The organism is Paenibacillus sp. FSL P4-0338 (genome assembly GCF_038002365.1).
Lineage (GTDB): Bacteria > Bacillota > Bacilli > Paenibacillales > Paenibacillaceae > Paenibacillus_AQ.
The window spans coordinates 394,818-407,531 of record NZ_JBBOCG010000001.1 but is presented as its reverse complement, the minus strand read 5'-3'; the positions used below and the strand labels follow the sequence as shown (position 1 = coordinate 407,531).

Below are 12,714 nucleotides of genomic sequence, written 5' to 3'. Positions count from 1 at the left end.
TATTACGCCCTTCATCCAAGGCGCATTATTTCATTATATCATATCGCTTGCCGGAGCAGTCTCCCGGGCCCAGAATATAACCATACAAAGTGGGGATTTAGCTTCGAAGATAATTCAGGCACTTTGCGGGGGCCCCAATTCTTAAAAAAACCGCCGGTCAAGCGACCAGCGGCAGGTGAACAAAATTAGAGACAGAAGGATTTCGTGATGATTACGAGCAGGATGAACAGAACCAGGATTGCGCCAGTGGAAGTGAAAACTCCGCCGTATCCTCCAACATTTTCGCCCATGTTAACTCCTCCTTTATGCCTGGATACTGTTAAAATATGTATAAATTACGTTCTTGGTTTGGGTTAAACGGCAATCAATTCCGCAGTATATTTCAATTTTTACGATTCTCACCGTTGACAAAACATGTAACCATCTTTAGTATCCTAAGCAGAAGGTTTAATTGAGAATCACTCTCAGTAACCAGATACATAACATATTATAGAAAAGAGTGAACAAGAGATGCTGCGTCGTTTTTTCTCCTATTACCGTCCCTACAAGAAGCTGTTTATCCTTGATTTCACCTGTGCGGTGGGTGCGGGTCTGCTGGAGCTTGCTTTTCCGGTGGCTGTCAATAAATTCATTGATGATCTGCTGCCGGGTCAGGATTGGCCCCTGATTCTGATTGCCTGCGTGGTTCTGCTCGGGATCTATGCACTTAACACAGCCATGAACTATGTGGTTACCTATTGGGGGCATATGCTGGGCATTAATATTGAAACCAATATGCGCAAAAAAATGTTCGATCATATCCAGAAGCTCAGCTTCCGGTTCTTCGACAATAACAAAACCGGTCATCTGCTTGGCAGAATTACCAATGACCTGAATGATATCGGGGAAGTTGCGCATCACGGGCCGGAGGATGTGTTCATTGCGGTCATGACGCTGGTCGGCGCATTTATACTGATGGCCGATATCAATCTCCAGCTGGCCGTCATCACGTTCATCATCGTGCCGATTATGGCCTGGGTCATTATCCACTTCGGGCGCAGCATGACTGAAACCTATCATCGTCTATTCGGCAATGTAGGGAACTTCAATGCCCGGATTGAAGACAATGTCGGCGGAATCCGCGTGGTCCAGTCTTTTGCCAATGAAGAATTCGAGAAAGAGCTGTTCGCTGTGGACAACCAGAAGTTCCGTGAGACCAAGCTAATGGCCTATAAGCTGATGGCCAAAAGCTCGTCGGTCAGCTATATGATGACCCGTCTGATCACCATTGTCGTGATGGTCTGCGGGGCGTGGTTCTTCATCAAAGGAGAGCTGGAAATCGGGGAATTTGTCGCTTTCATTCTTCTGTCTAATGTCTTCTTCCGGCCGATTGAGAAGATCAATGCGGTTATTGAGAGTTATCCGAAGGGGATTGCCGGATTCAAACGTTATCTTGAAGTCATCGACACTGAACCGGATATCGCTGACAAGCCGGATGCGGTAGAGGTGGATTCGCTTCGCGGGGATATCTCCTTCAGCAATGTCAGCTTCGGGTATGAAGCAGACCGGACCGTGCTGAAGGAGATCAGTCTGAAGGTAAATGCCGGGGAGACCATCGCATTCGTTGGCCCTTCCGGTGCCGGGAAAACCACGATCTGCAGCCTGCTCCCCCGGTTCTACGATGTGACCGGCGGCGCAATCTCCATCGATGGGATCGACATCCGTGATATGAAGCTCAGCTCGCTGCGCAAGCAGATCGGAATCGTGCAGCAGGATGTGTTCCTCTTCTCCGGCACGATCCGAGAGAATATTGCCTACGGCAAGCTTGATGCAGGGCTGCCGGAAATCTGGCAGGCTGCCCGTCAGGCCCGCCTGGAGGAGCTGATTAACAGCCTGCCGAGTGGCATGGACACTGTGATCGGCGAACGCGGCGTCAAGCTGTCCGGCGGACAGAAGCAGCGCCTGGCGATTGCCCGGATGTTCCTGAAGAATCCGCCGATTCTCATTCTGGATGAGGCTACCTCGGCGCTTGATACCGAGACTGAAGCGGCGATCCAGCAGTCGCTGGCCGATCTGTCTGTGGGCCGTACCACGCTGGTCATTGCCCACCGCCTGACGACGATCAAGAACGCTGACCGGATCGTTGTTGTAAGCGAGGACGGCATCTCCGAGGAAGGCCGCCACGAGGAGCTGGTGAATGCCGGAGGCACTTATAGCCGGTTGTATCAGGCGCAGTATAATGCGTAGACATTTCTATTGATACGGACTCAAACTAAAAACCTTCCGAAATGCGGCTTAAGCCGTATACAGGAAGGTTTCTTTATTTTGAATCAAAATGTGGTGCATAATTAATTTCCTCAAGGATCGCTGCACCAAAGGCTCTAATCTCTTGAATACTACTGGTGTAAGAAAATCCATCGCCCGCAGTAAAAACGGTGATTAGAAACAACTGTTGATGATCGGATTGTTCTATCCATTTCCACTCAAAGGATTCGTCATAATGCGAAAAATAACCATTATATATATCCATCGGGAAATTATTAAGCATCTCAACAAATTTATTTAATGTAAAATTCGTCCACCCTACTTCACTCACAACGATGCTTCTATTCTCTGTAATTGTAACGATAAACTTACAGCCCTGATCAGGTCTCTTATCACGATAGACAAATTCTATATTCAAAGATTTATCATTCTTATAATAGTCTTGTAATTTAGCCAAATTAACAACCTCCGTCAATCCATTCCTCAGCACGATCTGCCATGGCCTGGACCTCGTTCATGAACCATCCTGCATGATAGCCGTCACAGACTGCATGATGGACTTGCAACGACAGTGGCAGGTATATTGAATCGCCTGTGGTCGTGAATTTACCTGCGGTAATAATGGGCAGAAGGTAATTCCCGTTATTGCTGATATTCAGGTTAAATCCCGTAAAGGAAGTCCACGGAATCATAGATACAGAAAAGGTATGCTCAGGTATAGGTGTCTTAGGGAACAATCTCCCGGAATCCTTATAATTCTCCACATCAGAAACATAAGCAACATGGAACGCTTTGAAATCATTCGTGCCCGCCGTCCAAATCGCCGAAAAGGATTCTGAGACACTGTCGGCAATTGTATACAGCGGGTCTACCTTGTCCCAATACCCTAATTCCCCCGTACAATTGTATCCCATTCTGAACGCAATATTGGAGTTGACCACACGGGTCATTAAGAATAGAAGGGCAGGATACAGCTTATATTCTTGTTGTTTTATTATTCGGTATAAAACGCTAATCTCGATTTCTGCTGTCAGGCTAAAGGTCGTACCCTGGTTCAGATAATGATTAAAGATCTCTTGTCTCTTCCAGTTATCCCTATCAATCAGATTAAAAATCATTGGCTATGCCTCCTAAATGTTTGTGTAAACTGAATTTAGGAGGCTGACTTGTCTGCTTTCTTCATTAGAAGCCCATCCTTTAAAAAGAGTTCATATTATTGTATCATACATCACTATTTCAAAAAAACGCTGTCACCCCGGCCTTGTTACCCAGTGTGACAGCGTTCGATACCCGGCTGCAATAGCAGCAGCTCCGGCTTATTTCTTGGCAATATGACATTTCAGCAGCTTGCCCTTGACCGTGGTCTCCTTCATCGTCTGGAGTACAAGCGGTCCCTTACCGTTCAGAATATCGACGTAGGTCACATTATCCTGAATCGTGATGATCCCGATGTCCTCAGCCGTAATGCCCTCAAGCTTCGCAATGGTGCCGACAAAGTCCACCGCGCGGAGCTTCTTTTTCTTGCCGCCATTGAAATACAGCTTCATGATGTCCTGGTTCATGACCTCGGTTTTGCCCGTTTTGCGGACCTGCTGCTTGCCCAACTTCTGGTCGAAGGCCGGTTTGGCATAGGCCACGGCATCGTCTGAAGGAGCCTTCATGACGGGCAGGCTGAAGCCGATATAGCCTTCGATTTCTCTGACCCATTTGTGTTCGTTTGGAGTCACGAAGGTGATCGCTTTGCCGCTTTTGCCTGCGCGCGCGGTGCGGCCGGTGCGGTGGACGTAGCTCTCTTTTTCCAGCGGGATATCGTAGTTAAAGACATGGGTGATGTTCTCGATATCAATTCCTCTGGCTGCAACGTCGGTGGCGATCAGATAACGGAACTGGCCGCGCTTGAAGGCATTCATTACCTCGAACCGCTCGTCCTGCTCCATGCCGCCGTGGATCTTGTCCACCGGATATTCGAGGTCAGCCATCCCGCGGAAGAGGGCGTTCACCTGCTCCTGGGTCCGGCAAAAAATAATACAGCTATCCGGGTTCTCCACCGTCAGCAGATCGCTTAGCAACCCGAACTTGGCAGCTTGTACAACCTCAATCAGTGCATGCTCAATCGATGCTGTCGTAATTCCGCTGGCTTCAATCTCAATGTCCACCGGGTCCGTCATATACTTCCGGCACAGATTCTTGATCACATCCGGCAGTGTCGCCGAGAACAGCATCGTTACACGTTCCTTGGGCAACTGCTTAATAATCTTCTCGATCTGCTCGATGAAGCCCATGCTGAGCATTTCGTCCGCTTCGTCGATCACCAGATATTGAATGCGGCTCAGGTTCAGCGTACCGCGCTCAATATGATCGAATACACGGCCCGGCGTGCCTACAACGACATGTGTCTTCTGGGTCAGCTCCAGCTTCTGCGGGGCGAACGGCTGCTTGCCGAACAGCGCTACCGCCTTGATCCGCTTGAAGCGCCCGATGTTCGTAATATCCTCTCGTACCTGCTGGGCCAGCTCCCGGGTGGGGGTCAGCACCAGCGCCTGGGGTTTGTTCTCCGCCCAATCGGCCAGCTCGCAGAGCGGGATGGCGAATGCTGCGGTTTTGCCGCTGCCGGTCTGGGACTTGACGATCAAATCCTGCGCCTTCAGCGCCACCGGAATAACCTTCCGCTGCACCTCTGTAGGGTCCGTGTACTTCAGAACCTCCAGCGCACGGATAATCTCCTCATCCAGACCATAATCACTAAACTGTACTTGTACTTCACTCATATTATATTCTACCTCTTCTATGCCGATTGTTCCGGTTCAGGCGGGATCTCCCGCGTTCCATCCATCTTGCGCATACCTTCATTATAACAGCTACTCTGCCCCTTGATTCCATTCCTTATAGAATTGCTCCAAAAAACTAAGCATGAACTGATGCCGCTCCTCTGCAAGCTGCCTGCCGTAAGCGGTGTTCATCAGATCCTTCAGCTTCAGCAGCTTCTCATAAAAATGGTTGACCGCTGTCCCCTTGGAATAGTCCCGGTATTCCTTCTGCAGCGATTCGTCACGCGGAGGGAGCTGCGGATCATAGACCGGACGGCCCTTGGCTCCCGAAAAGACCATGGTCCGCGTAATGCCGATAGCCCCCAGCGCATCCAGACGGTCCGCATCCTGGACCACCTGCCCTTCCAGCGTTGACATGGGCTCGCCCCCGCCGCCGCTGAAGGACATCGTGGCAATAATCTCCATAATATGCTTACGAGCAGCTTCATCCGGCAGATGTCTGTCCAGCCAGTCACTCACCTTGAGCAGCCCCGCCTCCTTGGAAGGATTCAGCTTCTCGTCTGCTACATCATGCAGCAGGGCGGCTATCGAACAGATCACCACATTCGCCCCTTCCATTCCGGCAATCAGGGCTGCCGTATTCCGCACCCGATTGGTATGAAACCAGTCATGTCCGGTGGTGTCCCTTCCTAATTGTTCTTTGGCGAAATTCTCCGCTGCTGTGATCAGCTGTGTATCATTCATTAGATTTGCTCCTTCGTGATAAATAATGCAGGTCTTGCGCCGCTGCTCCTGATCCGCTATAATGTGCTGTAATCCAGATGGAAAGGAATTGATTCACATGAACCGCTTGTCCATCATAACGAATCAACTTCATCATCACAAGCAGCGTTAGCACACCTGAATTGATTCAGGGCGGGCTAACGCATTTCGCGTTTGACCTCCCTGCGGCATAGATAATCGCGCGGGACCATGAGGTCCGGCGCGTTTTTTATTTTCACCGAATTCATATTTAAGGGAGCTGCTTAGGATGCAAAATATTAAAGGAACTTATGATTACTTCGGCCGGGAACAAGCCATCCGCCAGAAGGTACGGACTACGCTGCAGGAGCTGTTCGAGCTGTACGGCTTCGAGCCGATGGAGACGACCCTGCTGAATGAGCTGGAGCTGCTGACCTCCAAATACGCCGGAGGCGATGAGATTCTGCGCGAAATGTACAAGCTGGCCGATCAGGGCGGGCGCAGGCTGGGGCTGCGGTACGATCTGACGATTCCTTTTGCCAAGGTGATTGCCTTAAATCCGGGGATTGAATTCCCCTACCGGCGGTATGAGATCGGCAAGGTGTTCCGGGATGGTCCGGTCAAAAAAGGCCGACTGCGCGAATTCCTGCAATGTGACGCCGATGTCGTCGGTATTGCCGGACCGCAGGCGGAAGCAGAGCTGATGCAGCTCGCCGCAGAGGTGTTCCGCAGACTGGAAATTCCAGTGATGCTGAAGTGGAACAACCGCCGCTTCCTCGGCGAGATTCTGGGTGCAGTCGGTGTTCCGCAGCAGGAGCAGCTCTCCGTGATGCTGACCCTCGACAAGCTGGCCAAGATCGGCAGCGCCGGGGTGCTGGCTGAGCTGACGGACAAACAGCTAACCGCTCAGACGGTTACGCTAATCTCGGAGCTGCTTGAGCTGGCGAACCCGGGATTCGCGGAACTGGTGGAGCGGCATAAGCTGGAAGGGCAGCCCGGCACGCTCGAAGTGCTTGCCTTGCAGCAGCTGATTGATGCAGTTGGACTTGCGGATGTGTGCGTCTTCGATCCTTTTCTGTCACGCGGGCTGTCGTTCTACACGGGAACGGTCTATGAAATCTTCGATGCTTCAGGCAGCTATCCCTCCAGCCTGGGCGGCGGCGGTCGGTATGATGCCATCATCGGCAAGTTGGTGGGGCGTGATGATATAGAATACCCTACCGTCGGCATCTCCTTCGGTATGGAGTCGATCATGGCCCTGCTGGGTGAGCGCCCGGCAGATATGGCAGACCGTTCCAGCGTGCTGATTGTTCCGATCGGAGGATATATGCCGCAGGCGCTGGCGGCAGCAGCTAGCCTGCGTTCCGCCGGTATCCGGACCACGGTGGACTCCGGCTCGCGCAGGCTCAAAAAAACGCTGGCCGCAGCTTCAGCCAAAGGCATCCGCTACGTGATCATGGTCGGAGAGAGCGAAGCCGCAGTGCAGAAGCTGCGGCTGAAGGATATGGAGCTGGGGAGCGAGGAACTGGTTACAGCGGCGGAGGCGGTTCAGTTGATTTCGATGGGCTGAATTCTATCGAACAGAAACCTGGAGTCCGCCAGATACTCTCTAAGATAGGCTAGTGCATACGTCTGCTCCTCCCTCAAGCTGGGGAGTTCGTCTGGATTAGAGATGTGGTGGCTGTAGTTCCCGATCATGATCATAATGAAGAAGCATTCCAGCTTCCGTTCGTAATCCGGCTCCAGCGCACGGACGCTGCTATAGCCCCCGATCAGGCTCCTGCGCTGCTCCGGGGACAGCTCCAGCAGAGCAGCTGCCAGATCATAGAGGTAGAAGCCGTAGCCGCAGCGGCCGAAATCGATGGTACGCGGCTTGCCTGCAGCGAACACCACATTCCCGCCGTGCAAATCACCGTGAATCAGACCATAGTTACCGGGGTCCGGCGCCATAGCATTGAGTTCACCCGGGATCTTCACGGCAGCCGCCTGATAAAGCTTCCACCAAGCTTCCGGGACCATAAGTTCATGGTGCTTCTCCAGCTTGTCCCACTCCTTACGAAAGCTGTCTGCTCCCCATACCGGACGGGTGAACTCTCCAGAGGGAACAAACTGTTTGCCCGCTTCATGTATCCCGGCCAGCATAACGCCTACAGCGTAGAGCTGCTCATCCAGCAGATTGCCCTCTGAATGCTCCCCTTCGACCCAGCGCATGAGGGTAACATAGTTAAGTGGCTGTGCTTCACTGCCAGCTTCACTTCTAGTCTCCAGAATATAACTGCCGCTTGAATCGGGCAGCCCTTCAGGAACAATCAGGTCTGCTGTCTGACTGAGATGTCTGAGCCATTCCAGCTCCGACAGAATCTCCTCCCGGCTGCACCGTCCGCCATGAATCCGCAGCAGCAGCTTCTGCTTGTTTTCCGTCTCTATCTTGAACGTGATACTATCGGATTCCTTTATATATTCAATTTTTGTCCAAACTAATTCGTATGCCTTGAGCGCCCGGAATACTATATTTCTTGTTGCTGTTTCTATTGTCATCTGCCTGTCTCCTCCTATGAATGTCTACATTCATTATAGGGTCGGCGGAGGCGGCGGACATAGATAATAGACAGGTATAACCTGACTTTTGCACAAAAAGAAAAGGCTGCTCCAAGAGTCATGACACGACTTCTTGGGACAGCCTTCTTTGTTAAGTGTGGATCAGCTTGAGTGCCAGGCGTGGGCGCTTGTCTATGAACGCTGCGATTGTATTTCATACACTAGATTTTTGCATTTATGCTCCAAAATTCCGCCTGTGCAAAATTCTACTGTACAGAGAGCAGCAGATGCTATTTTTCGAGGGGTTTTAGAGGAATCTAGTGTACATAATGCAATCGAAGCCAGCTCTCGGGGTGAACATCATAGGCCTTAAGGTTGCGCGCCCTAAGACCTCTATCCTCTCTGCTTGCTTCCATACACAATCTTCTTGATGCTGTCGCCCGACAGGCAGAATTGCTCCGCCAGCTCGGTTACGCTTAGTCCGCTGGCATAATGCTCACGAATGGACTGGTTCCGGGCGCTTAAGTAGGATCTGCCGCCTGAATTCTCCCCCCACCGCTTGCGCTGTCCCTGGGGCTTAGGGATATAGAGCATCCCGCCCTGCATATATTTTTGAACCTCCTGCAGCAGCTGCTGCGGTAATACCAGGTCTGCATTTACATATTTCATATAGCTCCGCTCCTCTTAAGTTATTCAACTTATCAAGGCAGCAAAGTCTATAGCACAGAACCTTATCCGGCCAAACGTTGCAGCGGAGAATAGCTATCCGCTCTACACAATAACCGCTGTCTGTTGATCCATAGACTTTGCGTAGAGCTGAGCATTAATCTTGTCATGATGCGTCCTCCTTCCAGTATCTAACATAGCTTATATTGACTATAGCATACCAGTCTCCGGTCTTTCAAAAAAAAGGGACCCCGCCAGCGTCCGGCGGGGCCAAAAGTTATATTAAAGGGGGGTATGTGAGTACTATACCCCCTCAAGCTTAAAAACAGATGAAGCCCAGATAAAGATCTGCTGAAACGAATTTTAGATTTTGAATTTCTCAACCAGCTGCTGCATTTCCTTAGCGCTCTGCGTATTCTCGTCGGCCATTGTGGCTTCATGGAAGGTCTTCTCCACAATATCCGCCGTCTTCTCGGCGATATCCTGCACCCCGATGGCTCCCTCGTTCACGGTAGCCGCCACCTCATTGACAGCGATGGCGATGCTGGAGACGGTCTCGTTCAGGTGATCGGCCGCCGCCTCGAACTGGTTCATCAGCCCGTTAATCGTGGAAGCATCATCATTGTACTGCTGGCTGACCTCGGTCAGGCGCTCATAATCGCCCAGCACATTGCGGTCAATGAAGCTCAGCACGGCCTCGGAATGCCGGGTCATCTGCTCCACGGAGGCATACACATTCCGCACAACCTCTTGAATGCCTGAGGCCGTCTCGGAGGACTTCTCTGCCAGCTTGCGGATCTCCCCGGCCACCACAGCGAAGCCCCGGCCCGCCTCACCTGCCCGCGCGGCTTCAATCGCTGCATTCAGGGCCAGAAGGTTGGTCTGGCTTGTAATAGAGAGAATCGTATCGGCCAATACGTTGATCTCATGGATCGCTTCTGACTGCTCAATGGCCTGCTGCATCTCACTGCGGACGGAGCTGTAGATCTGCTTCGCGTTCTCTGTGGACGTCACTGCATCATGCTGAAGCTCCAGGGCCCGCTGCGTAATTTGGCCCGATACCCCGGAGCCTTCTTTTACCTTAGCGCTGATCACTCTGACATTACTCAGGGTCTCGTGAATGGCCGCCGTCATCTCCTCGGTAGAAGCCGCCGTCTCCTCCATCCCTGCGGACAGCTCTTCTGCCGTGGCTGAATTATCATGCGCATTCTCTCTGACCTCGTTCGACAGCTTCTCCAGCGTCTCGGCATTATCCAGCACCTTGGAGGAGATTGCAATCAGACTGCCCGCCATCTCACGCAGCGCCGCACGGGTACGGAACATAGCCTTGGCGATAGTTCCTGTCTCGTCTTTATTTTTAGTCAAATATTCATATTGATTATCATACTTGAGATCCAGCTCTGCCGTGCGGTTCACCAGCTCCGTGAGCTTGATGATCGGCGAGGAGATACGGGTAGCCACTGTAGTCCCAATCAGCAGGGTGAGCAGCAGGCTTCCCAGGCCGAGCAGCATAATGAAGTTCGTCATCTCGTTCACCGGCTGCAGCACCTCGTCCACATCTCCGCTCAGCACCAAGGTCCATTTCGTCTCCGGGAGCACGGTGTAGGCCGCTTTTTTCTTGGCCCCATTGAAGGTATATTCCACAATGCCATCCGCAACGCTCTCCCCCGCCTTCACCCGCTCGACCACGGCTTTGATGGATTCGTTCTCCACCAGTGAACCTATCTTCTTCTCGTTGGGATGATACAGCGTATTCCCCGTTTCATCCACCAAGTAAGCATAAGAGGAAGGCGCACCCGCCACCTTGGCATCTGCCAGATAAGTCACCAGACTGTCCGCCCTGACTGCCGAAGCGACGAATCCGACCATCTTCTCCCCACTCATCACCGGATGGACAAAAGCCAGAATATAGGCCCCTGTTGACTTAGACTTCAGCGTCTCGCTGATTACAGGCATCCCGGTCTTCAAGACATTCTTCGTATAATTTCTATCGCTGAAGTTGGCGCCGACCAGCTTGGTATCGCTGTCCGCTACCGCCGTTCCCTTCAGATCAACCACAAACATATGCTCCAGGTTGCCTGCATCCTTCACCAGACCCTGAAGCTTCACATTCACTTGACTCTGCAGGGGATTCCCGCCGCTCAAGCCGTTATTACCAGCCTGGGTCAGAAGCTGCACAATCTCGCTGTCCCCGGCAACCAGCTGCATACTCCGCTTCTCTTTATCAATCATGGCGGCAATGGTCTGCGCTTTGTTGGTGTTAGCCTGCTCCATGGAGGATTCGGTCAGATTCATGATGGTGCCCGTGGATTTAGTGTACGTAAAAATCCCCATTAATGCTGTAGAAATAAGTGTAACGACAATCATCATAACCGATAGCTTCATACGAATCTTCATGATTTCTACTTCCTTCCACCCTTTTCTTATCCTCTAGCTTCTAATCAGCCAAATAGCTTACTTTATTACAATTATTATCGGATTTCCCTCGAAAATAATGAATATTCCTTGTAGCATTTTCAGTAATATTATCACTTTTTGTCGAATGACAGCATGAAAATTACATTTCATTCCAAACACTACAAAACCCGCCCTCCGGTACCGCCGCAGACTACGGCATAAACAGGAAAAGCGGGTTCATATACACACATTCTATTTAGTAAGAGATCTGCGAATGTCGGATGAAGCTGGAGCGACGAGCCCGTCAGCCAGCAGATCAGCCTGCTGCCGCCGTCTCACCCTGCTGCGGATGAACATGCCGGTACAGGCAGCCAGAATCTGCTGGAACAGCATACCGGAGATCACAGGCAGCGCCACGGCTGGCGGGAAGTAGCTAACAGCCAATACTGCGCCTGCACTGAGATTACGCATGCCGGAGTTGAACTGCACGGCCACGGAGCTCTCATGGTCATAATGGAGGCGGCGCGAGACGAATGCTCCAATAACATAGCCGAGCGCAACCGTAACGAAGGTAACCGCGATAATTAGAACGAGCTTGCCGTCCGGATGCTTCAGGTACCGGGCAATGCTGGCACCGTTGATTGACACCACCGTGAACAAGCCCACCTTGACGAACGGGGCCAGCGGTGGCCCGCAGGCAGCACTGATCTTGCCTTTGCTGAATTGATTCAGCAGCATTCCCGCTACGGAGGGGAGCACCACCATCCAGAGCAGGCCCCGCATCATCTCACCGGCGTCCATCTGTACGCTTGCCCCCATCAGGACATATAAGGTAGCCGGTACAATCAATGGCGATAACAGCGTATCAATCAGGATCAGAGCCAGCGTAAGTGCAATATTCCCGCCATGCATGGATACCCAGACTACACTGACCACCCCGGTTGGAATCGCGAACAGCAGCACATACCCTGTAACCGTATAAGGATCGCCCGGGAAGAACAGCATCGCGGCCAGCCAGCCGATCAGCGGCATTACAACGTGCAGGATAACCAGCAGAATAATCAGCTTCTGCGGCTTGACCAGCACGGCTAGCAGATCCCGGAAATTCGATTTCAAACTGCCGATCAGCGTCATACCGGCGAAGATCCAAGGCACCAGCCACGTTAAAGGAAGCAGGGACACCTCATTAAGCACGCCAACTACGATGGCTGCGGGTGTTAGCAGCGGCATGATCCGCTCCAGCACACGGTTGGATGATATTAATCCGCGTCTTACTGCACCAAGCATGGTTCTCATCCCTCCATGTTAACTATGCCATCATACACCGCTGCACTGACTCTCTCTGCTGCCAGATCCGGTA

General features: G+C 51.8%; 11 protein-coding genes. 2 read left to right on the top strand and 9 right to left on the bottom strand.

All coding sequences use genetic code 11. The features are described from left to right. Positions 1-185 precede the first annotated feature (185 nt). Entirely contained in the window at positions 186-290 is a 105-nt protein-coding gene (locus MKZ07_RS01660; RefSeq protein ID WP_218639650.1) for a YjcZ family sporulation protein, read from the bottom strand. A 220-nt stretch (positions 291-510) separates the two neighbouring features. Here MKZ07_RS01660 and MKZ07_RS01655 point away from each other — a divergent pair, with 220 nt between their 5' ends. Further along, positions 511-2,226, top strand: a complete 1,716-nt coding sequence (locus MKZ07_RS01655) for an ABC transporter ATP-binding protein (protein ID WP_341024146.1) — start codon at positions 511-513, stop codon at positions 2,224-2,226. A 73-nt stretch (positions 2,227-2,299) separates the two neighbouring features. On the opposite strand, the gene MKZ07_RS01650 is transcribed toward MKZ07_RS01655, so the two are convergent. The 4 genes from MKZ07_RS01650 to MKZ07_RS01635 form a co-directional block, all read right to left on the bottom strand. Next, entirely contained in the window at positions 2,300-2,701 is a 402-nt protein-coding gene (locus MKZ07_RS01650; protein WP_341024145.1) for a hypothetical protein, read from the bottom strand. 1 nt (position 2,702) lies between these two features. Beyond that, positions 2,703-3,362 carry a type A chloramphenicol O-acetyltransferase gene (gene catA / locus MKZ07_RS01645; protein WP_036702310.1) on the bottom strand — a complete coding sequence of 220 codons (660 nt, stop codon included), beginning with the start codon at positions 3,360-3,362 and terminating at the stop codon, positions 2,703-2,705. A 198-nt stretch (positions 3,363-3,560) separates the two neighbouring features. Next, entirely contained in the window at positions 3,561-5,012 is a 1,452-nt protein-coding gene (locus tag MKZ07_RS01640) for a DEAD/DEAH box helicase (RefSeq protein ID WP_036702312.1), read from the bottom strand. Positions 5,013-5,102: 90 nt separating this feature from the next. Continuing rightward, positions 5,103-5,756, bottom strand: a complete 654-nt coding sequence (locus MKZ07_RS01635) for an HD domain-containing protein (protein WP_341024143.1) — start codon at positions 5,754-5,756, stop codon at positions 5,103-5,105. 286 nt (positions 5,757-6,042) lie between these two features. Between MKZ07_RS01635 and MKZ07_RS01630 the strand changes: the two genes are divergently transcribed. Next, complete coding sequence (locus tag MKZ07_RS01630) at positions 6,043-7,323, top strand: histidine--tRNA ligase (RefSeq protein ID WP_341024142.1); 1,281 nt, start codon at positions 6,043-6,045, stop codon at positions 7,321-7,323. Here the strand turns inward: MKZ07_RS01630 and MKZ07_RS01625 are convergent. The 4 genes from MKZ07_RS01625 to MKZ07_RS01610 form a co-directional block, all read right to left on the bottom strand. After that, complete coding sequence (locus MKZ07_RS01625) at positions 7,302-8,291, bottom strand: phosphotransferase enzyme family protein (protein WP_341024140.1); 990 nt, start codon at positions 8,289-8,291, stop codon at positions 7,302-7,304. The genes MKZ07_RS01630 and MKZ07_RS01625 overlap by 22 nt on opposite strands. Before the next feature lie 393 nt (positions 8,292-8,684). Continuing rightward, positions 8,685-8,960 (bottom strand): CD3324 family protein, encoded by a 276-nt coding sequence (locus MKZ07_RS01620; RefSeq protein WP_036702318.1) that lies wholly within the window; start codon positions 8,958-8,960, stop codon positions 8,685-8,687. A 360-nt stretch (positions 8,961-9,320) separates the two neighbouring features. Further along, a complete protein-coding gene (locus MKZ07_RS01615) occupies positions 9,321-11,354 on the bottom strand; it encodes a methyl-accepting chemotaxis protein (protein WP_036702320.1) in 2,034 nt (677 codons plus the stop codon). A 252-nt stretch (positions 11,355-11,606) separates the two neighbouring features. Beyond that, the gene (locus MKZ07_RS01610) at positions 11,607-12,641 is read right to left on the bottom strand and encodes a bile acid:sodium symporter family protein (protein WP_051494125.1); all 1,035 of its coding nucleotides are present in this window, start codon (positions 12,639-12,641) and stop codon (positions 11,607-11,609) included. Positions 12,642-12,714 lie beyond the last annotated feature (73 nt).

What these genes read in the sequence shown, in the direction of transcription:
- MKZ07_RS01660 (WP_218639650.1), bottom strand. Translation starts at nt 290, where the DNA reads ATGGGCGAAAATGTTGGAGGATACGGCGGAGTTTTCACTTCCACTGGC.
- MKZ07_RS01630 (WP_341024142.1), top strand. Translation starts at nt 6,043, where the DNA reads ATGCAAAATATTAAAGGAACTTATGATTACTTCGGCCGGGAACAAGCC.
- catA (WP_036702310.1), bottom strand. Translation starts at nt 3,362, where the DNA reads ATGATTTTTAATCTGATTGATAGGGATAACTGGAAGAGACAAGAGATC.
- MKZ07_RS01625 (WP_341024140.1), bottom strand. Translation starts at nt 8,291, where the DNA reads ATGACAATAGAAACAGCAACAAGAAATATAGTATTCCGGGCGCTCAAG.
- MKZ07_RS01640 (WP_036702312.1), bottom strand. Translation starts at nt 5,012, where the DNA reads ATGAGTGAAGTACAAGTACAGTTTAGTGATTATGGTCTGGATGAGGAG.
- MKZ07_RS01655 (WP_341024146.1), top strand. Translation starts at nt 511, where the DNA reads ATGCTGCGTCGTTTTTTCTCCTATTACCGTCCCTACAAGAAGCTGTTT.
- MKZ07_RS01615 (WP_036702320.1), bottom strand. Translation starts at nt 11,354, where the DNA reads ATGAAGATTCGTATGAAGCTATCGGTTATGATGATTGTCGTTACACTT.
- MKZ07_RS01610 (WP_051494125.1), bottom strand. Translation starts at nt 12,641, where the DNA reads ATGCTTGGTGCAGTAAGACGCGGATTAATATCATCCAACCGTGTGCTG.
- MKZ07_RS01635 (WP_341024143.1), bottom strand. Translation starts at nt 5,756, where the DNA reads ATGAATGATACACAGCTGATCACAGCAGCGGAGAATTTCGCCAAAGAA.
- MKZ07_RS01620 (WP_036702318.1), bottom strand. Translation starts at nt 8,960, where the DNA reads ATGAAATATGTAAATGCAGACCTGGTATTACCGCAGCAGCTGCTGCAG.